15 protein-coding genes are annotated in these 14870 nt (G+C 72.6%); 8 read left to right on the top strand and 7 right to left on the bottom strand.

Translation table 11 applies throughout. The features are described from left to right. Positions 1–38 precede the first annotated feature (38 nt). The 3 genes from ACH4C6_RS02660 (at position 39) to ACH4C6_RS02650 (ending at position 3672) form a co-directional block, all read left to right on the top strand. A complete protein-coding gene (locus ACH4C6_RS02660; protein ID WP_398106692.1) occupies positions 39–2111 on the top strand; it encodes a trypsin-like peptidase domain-containing protein in 2073 nt (690 codons plus the stop codon). A gap of 216 nt (positions 2112–2327) precedes the next feature. Beyond that, a complete protein-coding gene (locus tag ACH4C6_RS02655) occupies positions 2328–2765 on the top strand; it encodes a sec-independent translocase (RefSeq protein ID WP_398106691.1) in 438 nt (145 codons plus the stop codon). Positions 2766–3000: 235 nt separating this feature from the next. Continuing rightward, positions 3001–3672 (top strand): hypothetical protein, encoded by a 672-nt coding sequence (locus ACH4C6_RS02650; protein WP_398106690.1) that lies wholly within the window; start codon positions 3001–3003, stop codon positions 3670–3672. 146 nt (positions 3673–3818) lie between these two features. Here ACH4C6_RS02650 and ACH4C6_RS02645 read toward each other — a convergent pair whose 3' ends face one another. From ACH4C6_RS02645 to ACH4C6_RS02635, 3 genes are read right to left on the bottom strand one after another with little or no spacing between them, the layout of a single operon-like run. Then, positions 3819–4952 (bottom strand): Mrp/NBP35 family ATP-binding protein, encoded by a 1134-nt coding sequence (locus ACH4C6_RS02645; protein ID WP_376332476.1) that lies wholly within the window; start codon positions 4950–4952, stop codon positions 3819–3821. Between the two features lie 43 nt (positions 4953–4995). Next, entirely contained in the window at positions 4996–5592 is a 597-nt protein-coding gene (locus ACH4C6_RS02640) for a DUF1003 domain-containing protein (protein WP_398106689.1), read from the bottom strand. Next, positions 5582–6865: a magnesium transporter MgtE N-terminal domain-containing protein gene (locus tag ACH4C6_RS02635; RefSeq protein ID WP_398106688.1), complete on the bottom strand. Its 1284-nt coding sequence runs from the start codon at positions 6863–6865 to the stop codon at positions 5582–5584. Before ACH4C6_RS02635 ends, ACH4C6_RS02640 begins: the two co-directional genes overlap by 11 nt. Positions 6866–7090: 225 nt before the next feature. Between ACH4C6_RS02635 and ACH4C6_RS02630 the strand changes: the two genes are divergently transcribed. Next, on the top strand, positions 7091–7846 hold the full coding sequence (locus tag ACH4C6_RS02630) for a hypothetical protein (RefSeq protein WP_398106687.1): 756 nt from the start codon (positions 7091–7093) through the stop codon (positions 7844–7846). A gap of 4 nt (positions 7847–7850) precedes the next feature. Here the strand turns inward: ACH4C6_RS02630 and ACH4C6_RS02625 are convergent, their stop codons facing one another. Together ACH4C6_RS02625 and ACH4C6_RS02620 are read right to left on the bottom strand one after the other, a co-directional pair. Continuing rightward, positions 7851–8366 (bottom strand): hypothetical protein, encoded by a 516-nt coding sequence (locus ACH4C6_RS02625; RefSeq protein ID WP_398106686.1) that lies wholly within the window; start codon positions 8364–8366, stop codon positions 7851–7853. A 23-nt stretch (positions 8367–8389) separates the two neighbouring features. Continuing rightward, positions 8390–9505 (bottom strand): magnesium and cobalt transport protein CorA, encoded by a 1116-nt coding sequence (locus ACH4C6_RS02620; RefSeq protein ID WP_398106685.1) that lies wholly within the window; start codon positions 9503–9505, stop codon positions 8390–8392. Positions 9506–9960: 455 nt separating this feature from the next. On the opposite strand from ACH4C6_RS02620, the gene ACH4C6_RS02615 reads away from it, so the two are divergent. Then, on the top strand, positions 9961–10545 hold the full coding sequence (locus ACH4C6_RS02615) for a suppressor of fused domain protein (protein WP_398106684.1): 585 nt from the start codon (positions 9961–9963) through the stop codon (positions 10543–10545). Between the two features lie 30 nt (positions 10546–10575). Here the strand turns inward: ACH4C6_RS02615 and ACH4C6_RS02610 are convergent, their stop codons facing one another. Further along, the gene (locus tag ACH4C6_RS02610; protein WP_398106683.1) at positions 10576–11799 is read right to left on the bottom strand and encodes an MFS transporter; all 1224 of its coding nucleotides are present in this window, start codon (positions 11797–11799) and stop codon (positions 10576–10578) included. A 158-nt stretch (positions 11800–11957) separates the two neighbouring features. On the opposite strand from ACH4C6_RS02610, the gene ACH4C6_RS02605 reads away from it, so the two are divergent. The 3 genes from ACH4C6_RS02605 (at position 11958) to ACH4C6_RS02595 (ending at position 14471) form a co-directional block, all read left to right on the top strand. Further along, entirely contained in the window at positions 11958–12599 is a 642-nt protein-coding gene (locus ACH4C6_RS02605) for a DUF6758 family protein (RefSeq protein ID WP_398106682.1), read from the top strand. A 198-nt stretch (positions 12600–12797) separates the two neighbouring features. Further along, on the top strand, positions 12798–13658 hold the full coding sequence (locus ACH4C6_RS02600; protein WP_398106681.1) for a PHP domain-containing protein: 861 nt from the start codon (positions 12798–12800) through the stop codon (positions 13656–13658). A 207-nt stretch (positions 13659–13865) separates the two neighbouring features. Beyond that, complete coding sequence (locus ACH4C6_RS02595) at positions 13866–14471, top strand: MarC family protein (protein ID WP_398106680.1); 606 nt, start codon at positions 13866–13868, stop codon at positions 14469–14471. 112 nt (positions 14472–14583) lie between these two features. On the opposite strand, the gene ACH4C6_RS02590 is transcribed toward ACH4C6_RS02595, so the two are convergent. Beyond that, entirely contained in the window at positions 14584–14736 is a 153-nt protein-coding gene (locus ACH4C6_RS02590; protein WP_003992775.1) for a hypothetical protein, read from the bottom strand. Positions 14737–14870 lie beyond the last annotated feature (134 nt).

Raw genomic sequence — 14870 nt, 5'->3', positions numbered from 1 at the left:
GCCACCGCGACGGGCCGTGCCGCGGCTGTGGGGAGAGCATGGACGAGGGGAAGCCCACGAAGGCGAAGTGGTGGGGCAGGCCACGGGCGCAGCAACCCGCAGGTGAGCCGCAGGACGCGGGCCCGGAGCAGGGCGGCACCGGCCGGCCGCCGCAGCCCGTCCCGGCGGACGCCGCCGGTCGGACGCCCACCGGCACCGACGGGGACTTCGAACTCGCACGACCCGCGGCCCGGCCCGCCGGCGACGACGAGCACGAACCGCACACCCAGAGCGCCCAGAGCGCCCCGAGCGCCCCGAGCACCGAGAATGATCAGCCCGACCGGGGCGACCAGGGCGACGGCGACTACGAGCTGCGGAGCCCCGAGGCCCCCGTGGCGGAACCCGGCGCGACGGCCGACGGCAGGGCCGAGGAGCCGGACCCGTCGGTCCCCGCCGCCGGCGACGCCCCGCAGGGCGATCCCGGCCCGGCCGCGGCCACCGTGCCCGGGCCCTCCGTCTCCGGGTCCGCGGTGAGCGGTCCCCAGCCCCTGCACGATCCCGACCCCTACAGCACCCCGCCCTACGGCCAACCGGGGCCCTGGGCCCCCGCCCCGCCCGTGCAGCACCCCGCGGCGGCACCGGCCGCGGCCGCCCGGGCACACCCGGCCCCGGAGCACCCGGCCCCGGCGCATCCGACCGCGGCGGAGGCGGCCCCCGTACCGGTCTCCCACGGTGCGCCACCGATGGCGCCGCCCGGGCCCACGGCCCCGGCCGCCGTCGCCCCGCCGCCCGCGCAGACCCCGCCCACCCCTGCCCCGCCCGCCGTCGCGCCGGTGCCGGCCCAGGCAGCGCCCCCCGGCGGCCCCGCGTCCGCTGCGCCGCCGGCCGCGCCCGGCGCCCAGGGCCCGGCCGCACCCACCGCTCCCGACCCCTGGCGGCGCTACGACCCCTGGGCGGTCCCCGGCGGCAGCCACGGCCCGCTCCAGCAGACCGGCGCCGCCGTGCCGAGCACGGGGCAGCGGCGCAGAAGGGGCCGGAAGGCGCTGGTCGTCGCCGGTCTGGTGATCGCGCTGGTGTCCGGCGGCATCGGAGGCGCCGTGGGGACGTACCTGGAGCGCAACGGCGGCATCGGCGCCGTCGAGTTGCCGCAGGCCGGCAAGGAGCTCGCCGGGCGGGACGCCGGCACGGTCGCCGGGATCGCCGGCCGGGCGCTGCCCAGCGTGGTCACCCTGCATGTGAGCGGCTCCGGCGAGCAGGGCACGGGCACCGGGTTCGTGCTCGACACCCGCGGCCACATCCTCACCAACAACCATGTCGTCCGGCCCGCCGGATCGGGCGGGGACATCACCGTCACCTTCGACGGCGGGCAGACCGCCCGGGCCGAGGTGGTCGGCCGGGACAGCGGCTACGACCTCGCCGTCGTGAAGGTGAAGGGCGTGCGCGGCCTCACCCCCCTGCCCCTCGGCAACTCGGACAACGTGCGGGTCGGCGACCCGGTCGTGGCCATCGGCGCGCCCTTCGACCTGGCCGGCACGGTCACCTCCGGCATCATCAGCGCCAAGCAGCGGCCCATCACCGCCGGCGGCGAGAAGGGCGACGGCAGCGACGTGTCGTACGTCGACGCGCTCCAGACCGACGCGCCCATCAACCCCGGCAACTCCGGCGGGCCCCTCCTCGACGCCAGGGCCCGGGTCATCGGCATCAACTCGGCCATCCGCTCGGCGGAGAGCGGCTCCGGCCCGGACAGCGGGCAGGCCGGTTCGATAGGCCTGGGCTTCGCCATACCGATCAACCAGGGCAAGCGCGTCGCCGAGGAACTGATCAACACCGGCAGGGCGACCCACCCGGTCATCGGCATCACCCTCGACATGGACTACTCGGGCGACGGCGCCCGGGTCGCCGCCAAGGGCGGCGAGGGCGGGCCGCCCGTCACCAGGGGCGGCCCCGGGGCCGAGGCCGGTATCAAGGCGGGGGACGTCATCACCGAGGTCGACGGCGCGCGGGTCCACTCCGGGGAGGAGCTGATCGTGAAGACCCGGGCGCACCGCCCGGGCGACCGGCTGGAACTCACCGTGGAGCGGGGCGGCAAGAGGCGGACGGTCTCCCTGGTCCTCGGATCGTCGGGCGGCTGAGGGATGACGTGCCGGACGCGCGCAGCCGTCTCGTCGGCTCCCGGGAGGGGCCGATGAGGCGAACAATCGGGGAAGCGCTCCCACCTCGCGCGGCCGGCGACCCCGGGACGGTACCGGTCGGACGGGATGGGCGGGTACCGTGGATCCGGCCCGGACCACGGCAGGACCGCACCGACCACGAGGGCCGAGGACCGAGGACATCGCTAGGAGCTTCAGGTGTTCAATGACATAGGACCACTCGAGCTGGTGACGCTCATCGTCCTCGCCGTGCTCGTCTTCGGTCCGGACAAGCTCCCCAAGGTCATCCAGGACGTGACGCGCACGATCCGGAAGATCCGTGAGTTCTCGGAGAGCGCCAAGAACGACATCCGGGAGGAACTGGGCCCGGAGTTCAAGGACTTCGAGTTCGAGGACCTCAATCCCAAGACGTTCATCCGCAAGCAGCTGGACAACGAGGACCTCGGACTCAAGGAGATCCGCAACGGCTTCGACCTGAAGAAGGAGATGGCCGAGGTCACCGACGCCGTCCACAGCCGTGACTCGGACGCGTCCTCCTCCTCGTCCGGCTCCTCCGGCGGCCGGATCGACATGACGAAGAAGCCCGAGACGCCGGGCCGGGACGACCGTCCGCCCTTCGACGCCGACGCCACCTGAGCGAGCGGCCGCCCGGGAGGCCCGCCCCGGCGCGAGTGACGCGTCTCATACTCCGGTCGGGGCGAGTACGGCCTGATCCGGGCGCCCGTGCGGCCCACGCGCCGGGCGCTTTCCCTGCTGCTCGCGGCGGTGTGGCTATGCTGCCCAGTTGACGGGTGGCCGCACACGGACCAGCAGCGCCACCCGAGGGGGGCGGGCCCACCGGCCCGACGAGAGCGAGGAGGCGTCCGGGCACATGGAGACGACGAGTCGGGCGGTCGCGCAGGCGCCGGCCGCGGAGGGCGGACAACAGGCCCCCTTCGCACGGCGCACGGTCGACGGCTACCTGCGTGCGCCCTTCCCGTGGTACGGCCTCGACGAGGCCTTCACGGGACCGCGCTGGCTGATGCAGGTCGGAACCACGGCCGACGGAGCCGTGGAGCACGGGTCCATCGGACACGGCGACGAGCCCACGGTGCGCAACGAGCACGCCGCCGGGGGCGATCAGGAGTCCAAGGAGAAGTTCGCGGTCGTGGTGACCGTGGCGGCCAATCCCCAGCGGCGCACGGCCGACGGCACGGGCCTGCTCGAGGCCACGTCGGTGTCGTCCGCGGCCTGGCTCGCCGGTGTGGGCCTGCTGTCCTTCACCTGGCCCGGGCAGATGGACCACGCCCTGCGGGACGACTGGCTGGAGCAGCAGACCGAGACGGCGTGGGTGCTGGCCGACGACCTCGACGGGTCCGACTGGTCGACGCTGTCGCTGCCCGTCGACGGCGTGCCGACGGCGTTCCACTACCGCGAGTCGGAGTTCGGCTGGGTGCTCGCCGGGTCCACCGCGGCCGGGGTGCACGTCGGGGCGTACGGCAGGGGCATGAGTGCGTACGGGCTCGGCTTCGCCGTGGTGAAGGACATCGCCGCGTACGCGTGAGCTCGCGCGTGAGTGAGCCGGGGGCGCCGGGTGTTTCGGCGCCCCTTCGCCGTAGGGGGCAGGGTTCGTGGGCGACTGCGGGTTCGTCGTGGCTTGCCGCGCAGTTCCCCGCGCCCCTTGGGGGGTTGCCCCGAGGACGTCTTGGACTAGAACTTGTTGCGCGGGGTGATGCCCAGCGACAGGCCCGACAGGCCGCGCTGGCGGCCGCCCAGCTTGCCCGCGATCGCGCGCAGGGCCGAGCCCGCCGGGGAGTCCGGGTCCGTCAGGACGACCGGCTTGCCCTCGTCGCCGCCCTCGCGCAGGCGCACGTCGATCGGGATGCTGCCCAGGACCGGGACGTTCGCGCCGGTCGTGCGCGTCAGGCCGTCGGCGACGAGCTGGCCGCCCCCGGTGCCGAACACGTCGACCATCTCGCCGCAGTGCGGGCAGGGCAGCCCCGACATGTTCTCCACCACGCCGACGATCTTCTGGTGGGTCTGCACGGCGATGGAACCCGCGCGCTCGGCGACCTCGGCGGCGGCCTGCTGCGGGGTCGTCACGACGAGGATCTCCGCGTTCGGGACCAGCTGGGCCACGGAGATCGCGATGTCACCGGTGCCGGGCGGCAGGTCCAGCAGCAGGACGTCCAGGTCGCCCCAGTACACGTCCGCGAGGAACTGCTGGAGGGCGCGGTGCAGCATGGGGCCGCGCCAGACGACCGGGGCGTTGCCCGGGGTGAACATGCCGATGGAGATGACCTTCACGCCGTTCGCGGACGGCGGCATGATCATGTTCTCGACCTGGGTGGGGCGGCCGTCGGCGCCCAGCATGCGCGGCACGGAGTGGCCGTAGATGTCGGCGTCCACGACACCGACCTTCAGGCCGTCGGCCGCCATCGCCGCGGCCAGGTTGACCGTCACCGAGGACTTGCCGACGCCGCCCTTGCCGGAGGCGACCGCGTAGACGCGGGTGAGGCTGCCCGGCTTGGCGAAGGGGACCTCGCGCTCGGTCTGCCCGCCGCGCAGGGCGGAGGCCAGCTCGCGGCGCTGCTCGTCGCTCATCACGTCGAGCGTGACGTCGACGCGGGTGACGCCCTCGACCGCGGAGACCGCGTCGGTCACGCGCTGCGTGATCGTGTCCCGCATCGGGCAGCCCGAGACCGTGAGGTACACGGTGACCGCGACCGCCCCGTCAGCACCGATCTCCACCGACTTGACCATCCCGAGCTCGGTGATGGGCTTGTGGATCTCGGGGTCGTTCACCGTCGCCAGTGCCTCGCGCACCGCGTCTTCCATAGCCATAGGGACGATGGTACGGCGCCGTACCGGGGCGTAGGAAAGCGTCTCAGCGGTCGTCTGCGTCACGTCCCCGTGACCGTTCCGCCGGGAATACGACGGGGTCGTGGCGGTGGCCGTTCTGCCGCTCCTCCAGCTCCTTGACCATGTCCTGCAGCTCGGAGCGGATCCAGTCGCGGGTGGCGACCTCGCCGAGGCCGATGCGCAGGGCGGCGATCTCCCGGGTCAGGTACTCGGTGTCGGCGATGGACCGCTCGTTCTGCTTGCGGTCCTGCTCCAGGTTGACCCGGTCGCGGTCGTCCTGCCGGTTCTGCGCGAGCAGGATCAGGGGGGCGGCGTAGGACGCCTGGAGGGACAGCATCAGCGTCAGGAAGATGAACGGGTACTCGTCGAAGCGCAGATGGCCCGGCGCGAAGACGTTCCACACCACCCACAGGATGATGACGACCGTCATCCAGACGATGAACCGCCCGGTGCCCAGGAAGCGCGCGATCCGCTCCGACAGCCGCCCGAAGGCCTCCGGGTCGTACTCGGGCAGGAAGCGGCGCCTGCGGGGCAGCGGCTGGTCCAGGCGCGTGCGCGGGCGGGAGGCGGCGGTGGCGCCCGCGGGGGCGCGGTCGCGCGCGGTGTCGCGCTCAGGAGCCATCGGTCGCCACCTCCTCGTCCAGGTGGAACTCCTGCTCCCGCCAGTCGTCCGGGAGCATGTGGTCGAGCACGTCGTCCACGGTCACCGCGCCCAGCAGCGACCCCGCCTCGTCGACGACGGGGGCGGCGACCATGTCGTAGGTGGCGAAGAACCCGGCGATGGCGGGCAGGTCCGCCTGCGGGTCGAGCGGCTGCAGATCGGTGTCCACGATGGAACTGACCAGGGACGGCGGTGGCTCGCGCAGCAGGCGCTGGAAGTGGACCGTGCCCAGGAACTTGCCGGTCGGGGTCTCGTCCGGCGGCCGGCACACGTAGACCTGGGCGGCCAGCGCGGGGGAGAGGTCGCGGTTGCGGACGCGGGCGAGGGCGTCGGCGACGGTGGCGTCCGGGCGCAGCACGATCGGCTCGGTGGTCATCAGCCCGCCCGCCGTACGGTCCTCGTACGACATCAGCCGCCGCATGTCGGCCGCGTCGCCCGGCTGCATCAGGCTCAGCAGCCGCTCCTGCTCGTCCGTCGGCAGCTCGCCCAGCAGGTCGGCCGCGTCGTCCGGGTCCATGGCCTCCAGGACGTCGGCGGCCCGCTCCTCCTTCAGCTTGCCGAGGATCTCGATCTGGTCGTCCTCCGGCAGCTCCTCCAGCACGTCGGCCAGCCGGTCGTCGTCGAGGGCGGCGGCCACCTCGGCCCGGCGCTTGGGCGACAGGTGGTGCAGCACGTTGGCCAGGTCGGCGGGGCGCAGCTGCTCCAGCGTCGCCAGCAGGTTCTCCGCGCCCTGCCCCTGCTCCTCCAGCGAGAAGCCGGTGACGGCCGACCACTCGACGGTCAGCGCCTCGCCCCGGGCCCGCCGGAAGGCCCCGCCGGGCTTGCCCTTGCGGACGAAGACCCGGTCGATCTCCCAGTCCCGGCGGGCGGGCAGCTGGTGCACCGACAGGTCCAGGACGGTGACCTCCTCACCCGTCTCGGTCAGCGTCACGCGCCGGTCCAGCAGCTCCCCGAACACCAGCCGCTCGGTGGGCCGCTGCTCGAAGCGCCGGACGTTGAGCACACCGGTGGTGATCACCTGGCCGGACTGGATGGCGGTGACCCGGGTCATCGGCAGGAAGATGCGGCGGCGGGTGGCGAGTTCGACGACGAGGCCGAGCAGTCGCGGCGGCCGCTGGCCCACCCGCAGCATGACGACCAGATCGCGCACCCGTCCCACCTGGTCACCGGCGGGGTCGAACACGGCGATGCCGGAGAGGTGCGATACGAAGATCCGGGGGGCGCCCGCTGCCATGGCCGCGGCTCCTTTTCGTGCGGGGTGGTTCGTGATGCCGGTGTGTGGGGCTGTGCTGGTGCCTGTCTCTTCCGAATTGCCCGCTCGGGTGGGCTTCAGGCTAGCCCGTCCCGATCGGGGTTGCGTCGGCGGACGGTCCGGACGGACCGGCTCCGACCTGCCCGCACGTCCCCGGTACCCTGCGGTACGCCGTTCAGGTCTCCCGTCAGAGAGGCAGCCCCACCTGTGACTCCGATTCGCCACGGCCGCCACCGCAGTGCCGCACTCGCGAGCGCGACGTGCGCGCTGCTCGTGACGGGGACGGTGCTCACCGGCTGCGCGGAGGACCCGAACGAGGGCACCAACGGCGTGGGCCGGCTCCCGGCGGCGAAGATCCAGGCCAAGACCCGTGCGGTGGCCGAGTCCGCGGGGGCGGTCCGGGTGCACGGCAACGTCGTCAGCGGCGGCCGGACGTATGCGCTCGACATGCGGCTGAAGGACGACGGCGGCACCGGGTCGGTGACCACCAAGGGGGCGACCTTCAAGCTGCTGCGCGTCGGCGAGCAGCTCTTCGTGATGGCGGACGCGGAGTTCTGGAGTCACGGCAGCGGCCAGGGCAAGGGGGGCGCGTCGGACGCGGCGGCGGCCTCCAAGCTGGGCGGGAAGTACGTGAAGGTGCCGCAGGGCGACCCCTCGTACAAGAAGTTCACGGGGTTCACGGACAAGGGGGTTCTCCTCGACGGTCTGCTGACCCTGCACGGCACGCTCGCCACGGACGGCCACGACGAGGAGGCGGGCGTGCGCACCATCCGGGTCACCGGCGACAAGGGCTCGGGCGGCACCCTGGAGGTCTCCCTGGAGGGCAGGCCCTACCCGCTGCGCCTGGAGCGGGCCGGCGGCGCGGGCACGCTGACGTTCTCCGCCTGGGGGCAGGACTTCGCGCTCCGGGAGCCGGACAGGAGCGAGACCGTGGACTACGGCAAGCAGCTGCCGGCCTCGTAGGCCGTCAGGCCCGTCTGCGCTTCCTCTTCAGCAGCAGACGGGGCAGGCCCGCCGGGACCGGCCGGCGCGTGGTCGCCGGGGAGGGCAGGGGCGGCTCGGACAGGGAGCCGTCGGGCAGCGGCTCCGTCGCCCCGGTCGGCTCCAGCCGCAGCACCCGGCACTCGCGGGCCCAGCGCCCGGTCATGGCCTCGCCGTCGGGCGCGTTCAGCCGCTTGCCCTTCAGCTCGGCGACGGCCGCCTCCCACGCCTCGGTGTCCGGCTGGAGCTGGGTGACCCGGGCGGTCCAGGAGACCAGCCGGCCGCCCTTGTCCTTGCTGCGGACCGTCACCCGGGCCTCGGCGCCGTCGGCCAGGCCGGGCAGCGGCTGCTCGCCGGGCCCGTCGCCGACCAGGCAGGCGGCACCCTCGTGCCACACGTGCCACAGGGCGCGCGCCGGGCCGTCCGGGCCCTGGACCCAGACGAGGCCGGACTTCTTGGTGGCCTCCTCGACGAGGGCCTGGCCGAGCAGCTCGCTTGTCATGGGCACCAGCCTATCCAGGCGGCTCACAGCCAGCCGTTGCGCTTCAGGGTGCGGTGGATGCCGAGGCACACCACCACCGTGAAGCCCAGGATGACCGGGTAGCCGTAGCGCCAGTGCAGCTCCGGCATGTGGTCGAAGTTCATGCCGTACACCCCGCACACCATGGTCGGCACGGCGATGATCGCGGCCCAGGAGGTGATCTTGCGCATGTCCTCGTTCTGCGCGACGGACGCCTGCGCCAGGTTGGCCTGGAGGATGGAGTTGAGCAGCTCGTCGAAGCCGAGGACCTGCTCCTGGACGCGGGCCAGGTGGTCGGCGACGTCCCGGAAGTACTTCTGGATGTCCGGGTCGACCAGCCGCATCGGCCGCTCGCTGAGCAGTTGCATGGGTCGCAGCAGCGGGGACACGGCCCGCTTGAACTCCAGCACCTCGCGCTTGAGTTGGTAGATCCGGCCGGCGTCCGACCCGCGCGGCGTGCCCTTGCGCCCGGGGGAGAACACGTCGGTCTCGACCTCGTCGATGTCGTCCTGCACGGCGTCGGCGACGGCGATGTACCCGTCGACGACGTGGTCGGCGATGGCGTGCAGCACGGCCGAGGGGCCCTTGGCCAGCAGCTCGGGGTCGTCCTGGAGGCGGTGGCGCAGCGCCCGCAGGGAGCCCTGGCCGCCGTGCCGGACGGTGATGAAGAAGTCCCGGCCGGTGAAGCACATGACCTCGCCGGACTCGACGACCTCGCTGTTGGCGTCGAGTTGGTCGTGCTCCACGTAGTGGATGGTCTTGAACACCGTGAACAGCGAGTCGTCGTAGCGCTCCAGCTTGGGCCGCTGGTGGGCCTGGACGGCGTCCTCCACGGCCAGCGGGTGGAGCCCGAACTCCCGGGCGATGCCGGAGAATTCGTCCTCCGTCGGCTCGTGCAGCCCGATCCACACGAAGCCCCCGTCGCGGCGCACCAGGCGCACCGCCTCGTGCGGGGTCAGCGGGGTCTCGGTCTCGATGCGGCGGCCGTCGCGGTAGACGGCGCAGTCGACGACGGCGGTGGCCGCCGCCGGGCTGCGGGTGCTGTCGTACGTCCCGCCGTCCTTGCGCAGCGACACGCGGGAGGGACGGACAACGGCGCGCAGGTCGCGGATCATCGACATGGCGGGCTCCTTCGCGGGAGGGCGACGAACGGCCCGGCGACGGCTGGAACCACCCGGAATGAAGACGTGGGGACTGCGGATGTTTGGCACGTCCACAAAGCGGGGAGCACCGCACCGTCGCGGTGGCGAGTTCGTCACTGATTCAGCTACTGAGGCAGATCAGGCAAAGCGAGACGAAGCGCTCTTCCGCGTGAGGCGAGTGCGAGAGGTGGCAGCCGGCCAGAAGACGGAGCAGCTACATCAGCGGCGGGAGAGCGTGGTGCTACTGCACGGTCGACTTCGATCCATTGCAGCCCCACCTCCTCCGGCCGGTCCCTCGTAAGGGAGTTCCTTCGGCGCCGGGGCTTGACCGCGACGCTTCTGCGTGCTGCCCCGAACCACCGGGCAAGAGTAGCAGCCGACACACCTGTCAAGGCGCTGCTTTGCCCGCTACTGACGAGTTCTATGCTCGCCGCATGGCAGATGTTCTTCCTCTGGTCGAGGCCCGGTTGCGCACCGCGCTGGGCGAGCCGGACGCGCGCGCGGCGGTCACCTTCCTCGGGGCGGACCGCATCGAGGTGCTCCGCTTCCAGGAGGGTGACGTCGTCCGCTACGCCACGCTCGGCATGTCCGCGCACCCCATGACGGACCCCACGGCGGTCGTCGCCGACCCGGTCCGGGGCCCGCGGGCCGAGCTGGTCCTGTCGGTGCGCCCCGGGGGCGCGGACACCGGCAAGGTGCTGCGCCCGCTCGCCGTGCTGGCCGCCTCCCCGCAGGTGGAGGGCCTGGTGGTGGCTCCCGGCGCGTCCCTGGACGTCGGTGACCCGCTGTGGCCCGGGGCGCCCTTCACCTCGGTTCTGGTCGCCGAACCGGGCGGCCTGGTGGAGGACCTGGAGCTGGACGAGCCGCTGGACCCCGTCCGGTTCCTGCCGCTGCTGCCGATGACGCCGAACGAGGCCGCCTGGAAGCGGGTGCACGGTGCGCAGGCGTTGCAGGAGCGCTGGCTGAACCACGGCACGGACCTGCGGGACCCGTCCCGCACGTCCGTGCCGCTGGAGTGAGCAAGCTCACCAACCTCGATCCGGCGGGCCTCAGTTGGCGAAGACCGTGACCCCGTCCTCGGTGGCGTGCCGGGGCTGGAGCTCCTCGGCCTCGTGCGTCAGCGCCTTGCGCCGCACGACCACCACGGCGGCGCCGAGGACCGCGGTGACGGCCGCCACCACGAACGGGATGTGCGGGTCGGCCCACTCCTCGATCTTCGGTGCGAAGTAGGGCGCGGCGGCGGCGGCGAACCAGCGGACGAAGTTGTAGCCCGCGCTCGCCACCGGCCGGGGCGCGTCCGAGACGCCGAGGGCCAGTTCGGTGTAGACGGTGTTGTTCACGCCGATGAAGGCGCCGGACAGGACGGTGCACACGACGGCGGTGGTGTGCGAGCCGTAGCCGAGCACGAGGACGTCGGCCGCGAGCAGCACCAGCGAGCCGCCCAGCACCTTCAGCGAGCCGAAGCGCTTCTGCAGCCGGGGCGCCACGATCACCGAGAACACGGCGAGCAGCACACCCCAGGCGAAGAACACCGCGCCCGACCGGTAGGGGCTCATGTTCAGCACGAACGGCGTGAAGGCCAGCACGGTGAAGAACGTGTAGTTGTAGAAGAACGCCGAGACCGCCGCCGAGGCCAGGCCGCCGTGGCCGAGGGCCTTCAGCGGGTCCAGCAGCGAGGTCTTGCGGGCCGGCCGGGGCTGCTCCTTCAGGAACACCGTGATGCACAGGAAGCCGACGGCCATCAGGAACGCCGTGCCGAAGAACGGGTAGCGCCAGCTGGCGTCGCCGAGCAGGGCGCCCAGCAGCGGACCGCAGGCCATGCCGAGGCCGAGGGCCGACTCGTACAGCAGGATCGCGGCGGCACTGCCGCCGGCCGCCGCGCCGACGATGACCGCGAGGGCCGTCGAGACGAACAGTGCGTTGCCGAGGCCCCAGCCCGCCCGGAAGCCGACCAGTTCGGCCACCGAGCCCGAGGTCCCGGCGAGTGCGGCGAACACGACCACGAGTGCCAGGCCGGCCAGCAGGGTCTTGCGCCCGCCGATCCGGCTGGAGACGAAGCCGGTCACCAGCATCGCGACGGCGGTGATCAGGAAGTACGAGGTGAAGAGCAGGGAGACCTGGCTGGCTGTGGCGTCCAGGCCCTGGGCGATGGACGGCAGGATCGGGTCGACGAGTCCGATGCCCATGAAGGCGACGACCGAGGCCCCGGCGGTCGCCCACACGGACTTGGGCTGCTTGAGGAGGCCGCCCGCTCCGGCGTCGAAGGGGTCCATGCGTGCTCCCATTCCCGAGACGAGGTAGTTGGTATATACACATACTAAGTTAGCCACGCTAACTAATGCAACCTACATCTGGTTTCGGGGTGAAGCGTTCCGTCCGGTTGGGTGATCGTCCTTGACGCGGCGGGGCGGGGGTAGGACCGTGGGGCCCTATGAGGGGCGAACCCAGTTGCCCGAAGTGCGGTGGCCGGGTCAGGGCTCCCGGCCTCTTCTCCGATGCGTGGCAGTGCGATGCGCACGGCACCGTCCATCCGGTGCAGCCCGTGATACCGCCGAGCGTGGACGCCCTCAACGTCGTGGTGCACCGCACGCAGGTGCCGGTGTGGATGCCGTGGCCGCTGCCCGTGGGGTGGCTGTTCACCGGAGTGGCCTGCGCGGGCGACGACCGCACCGGCGGCCGGGCCACCGCGGTGGCGTGCACCGGACCCGGGCCGCTCGGCGGGATGGGCGAGCTGATCCTGGTCGCGGAGGAGCTCGGCGTCGGACTCGGCGCGCGGTACGCCGGGGTGGACGGCCCCGATCCCGGCCCGCTCATCGACGTCGGGAAGCCGGCGCAGGCGAAGGTGCTGGCCGCGGGGCGGCCCACACCGCTGTGGCACGTGACCGGGGCGCCCGGCGACCGTGCCGTGTTCGCCGGCGAGGCCCTCGGGATGTGGCTGTGGGCCGTGGTGTGGCCGGAGCAGTCGGGCCTGCTGATGTACGACGAGCTGGTGTTGGCGGATCTGCGGGAGGCGGGCGCGGAGGTGGACCTGGTGCCGTGCGGCGCGCTGTCGCCGCGGTTGCTTCAGCCGTAGCGGGCCGGCGCCCGCGCCGGGCCGGCGGTCGTCCCGCCGGCGGGCGCGGACGCGGGTGGGGGAACGTGCCCGTTCGGGGCTGCGTGCAGTGGGCTGTGTGTAGGGGGCGCATGCGCCGAGCGGGTGTGACAGGGCGGGCTGAAAAGACGGTTATCCTGAAGCGTCCGTGTCCGTCGTCCCCCGCTGGGAGTCCGTGTCGTGCGTATCGATCTGCACACCCACTCCACGGCCTCCGACGGTACGGACACGCCGGCCGAACTGGTCCGCAAGGCCGCCGTCGCCGGCCTGGACGTCGTCGCGCTCACGGATCACGACACCACGCGCGGCCACGCCGAGGCGGTCGCCGCCCTGCCCGAGGGGCTGACGCTGGTCACCGGGGCCGAGCTGTCCTGCCGGATCGACGGGATCAGCATGCACATGCTGGCCTACCTCTTCGACCCGGAGGAGCCCGCGCTGCTCGCCGAACGCGAGCTCGTGCGCGACGACCGGGTGCCGCGCGCCCAGGGCATGATCGCCAAGCTCCAGGACCTGGGTGTGCCCGTGACCTGGGAGCAGGTGGCGCGCATCGCCGCGGGCGGGTCGGTCGGACGGCCGCACGTGGCCAGCGCGCTCGTCGAGCTGGGTGTCGTGCCCACCGTCAACGACGCCTTCACCCCGGACTGGCTGGCCGACGGCGGCCGGGTCTTCGTGGAGAAGCACGAGACCGACCCCTTCGAGGCGATCCGGCTGGTCAAGGGCGCGGGCGGGGTCACGGTCTTCGCCCACCCCGGCGCGAGCAAGCGCGGACGCACCGTGCCGGACGCCGCCATCGCGGAGATGGCCGAGGCCGGACTGGACGGCATCGAGATCGACCACATGGACCACGACGCCGACACCCGGGCACGGCTGCGCGGTCTGGCCAAGGAACTGGGGCTGCTGGTGACCGGGTCCTCGGACTACCACGGCAGCCGGAAGACCTGCGTGCTCGGCGAGTACACGACCGACCCCGAGGTCTACGGGGAGATCACCCGGCGGGCGTTCGGGGCGTTCCCGGTGCCCGGCGCCGGCGGAACCGTCTGAGGCGTTCCACCACCTTTCCGTTCGCCTGACGGGCCACGGCGCGATCCGCCGCGGCCTCGTCACGTCCTCACCCGCGTCCGTGCGGGCCGGTGCCCCGCACCGCCGCGCCGGACGGACGCCTGCCCTCGGCGGTGGCACCGGTGGTCGCGTCGCCCGCGGCCCGCCGTCCCGCTCCGCCCTCCGCTCACTCGCAAGGCCATCACGCACATGTTCGACCTCGCCGTCTTCGGCTCCCTCTTCCTCACCCTGTTCGTCATCATGGACCCGCCGGGCATCACCCCGATCTTCCTCGCGCTCACCGCGGGGCGGCCCGGGAAGGTGCAGAAGCGGATGGCCTTCCAGGCTGTCTGCGTCGCCGGCGGGGTGATCACGGTGTTCGGGCTGCTCGGGCACCAGATCCTCAACTACCTGCACGTCTCCGTGCCCGCCCTGATGATCGCGGGCGGGCTGCTGCTCCTGCTCATCGCGCTCGACCTGCTCACCGGCAAGACCGACGAGCCGCAGCAGACCAAGGACGTCAACGTGGCCCTGGTGCCGCTCGGCATGCCGCTGCTGGCCGGGCCGGGCGCGATCGTGTCGGTCATCCTGGCCGTGCAGAAGGCCGACAGCGTGGCCACGCAGGTGTCGGTGTGGTCGGCGATCCTGGCCATCCACGTCGTGCTGTGGCTGGTCATGCGCTACTCGCTGGTGATCATCCGGATCATCAAGGACGGCGGCGTGGTCCTGGTGACGCGGCTGGCGGGCATGATGCTCTCCGCGATCGCCGTGCAGCAGATCATCAACGGCGTCACGCAGGTGATCCAGGGCGCCTGAGGCGGCCCGGCGGCGGGCGGGCACCCGGCTCGTGTCCGCCGTCGCGCAACAGCGCAGCCCCCGCTCGGCCGGTGCCGGGCGGGGGCTGCGAAGCATGGAAGCGCTGCGCGCGTTATGAGGCCGTGGTCTCGGCCGGGCGTATCCACAGGCGCTGCCCGATGGCGGCGGCCTGCTGCACGATGCGGTTGACGGAGGCGGCGTCCACAACGGTCGAGTCGACAGGTGTGCCGTCGACGTCGTCGAGTCGCATGATTTCGAAGCGCAAGGGCTTCTCCCTTCGTCTGGTCATCCTCCTGAGGAGAACTACTTGAGTGGTGGCCCACCAGGCTGCGGCGCTCGGTGTTCCGTATGGGTCAACGGAGACGGGTGCCTCAAACATTCCCTACGCTAAGGAAAATT

The organism is Streptomyces sp. NPDC017943 (genome assembly GCF_044328425.1).
GTDB classification, from domain to species: Bacteria; Actinomycetota; Actinomycetes; order Streptomycetales; family Streptomycetaceae; genus Streptomyces; species Streptomyces djakartensis_A.
Note: the sequence above shows the minus strand (reverse complement) of the source record. Positions and strands in the feature narration are given on the sequence as shown.

Bases quoted from the DNA above. Each gene is read 5' to 3' on its own strand.
- ACH4C6_RS02660 (WP_398106692.1), top strand. From the start codon at position 39: ATGGACGAGGGGAAGCCCACGAAGGCGAAGTGGTGGGGCAGGCCACGG.
- ACH4C6_RS02650 (WP_398106690.1), top strand. From the start codon at position 3,001: ATGGAGACGACGAGTCGGGCGGTCGCGCAGGCGCCGGCCGCGGAGGGC.
- ACH4C6_RS02645 (WP_376332476.1), bottom strand. From the start codon at position 4,952: ATGGCTATGGAAGACGCGGTGCGCGAGGCACTGGCGACGGTGAACGAC.
- ACH4C6_RS02640 (WP_398106689.1), bottom strand. From the start codon at position 5,592: ATGGCTCCTGAGCGCGACACCGCGCGCGACCGCGCCCCCGCGGGCGCC.
- ACH4C6_RS02635 (WP_398106688.1), bottom strand. From the start codon at position 6,865: ATGGCAGCGGGCGCCCCCCGGATCTTCGTATCGCACCTCTCCGGCATC.
- ACH4C6_RS02625 (WP_398106686.1), bottom strand. From the start codon at position 8,366: ATGACAAGCGAGCTGCTCGGCCAGGCCCTCGTCGAGGAGGCCACCAAG.
- ACH4C6_RS02620 (WP_398106685.1), bottom strand. From the start codon at position 9,505: ATGTCGATGATCCGCGACCTGCGCGCCGTTGTCCGTCCCTCCCGCGTG.
- ACH4C6_RS02615 (WP_398106684.1), top strand. From the start codon at position 9,961: ATGGCAGATGTTCTTCCTCTGGTCGAGGCCCGGTTGCGCACCGCGCTG.
- ACH4C6_RS02610 (WP_398106683.1), bottom strand. From the start codon at position 11,799: ATGGACCCCTTCGACGCCGGAGCGGGCGGCCTCCTCAAGCAGCCCAAG.
- ACH4C6_RS02605 (WP_398106682.1), top strand. From the start codon at position 11,958: ATGAGGGGCGAACCCAGTTGCCCGAAGTGCGGTGGCCGGGTCAGGGCT.
- ACH4C6_RS02595 (WP_398106680.1), top strand. From the start codon at position 13,866: ATGTTCGACCTCGCCGTCTTCGGCTCCCTCTTCCTCACCCTGTTCGTC.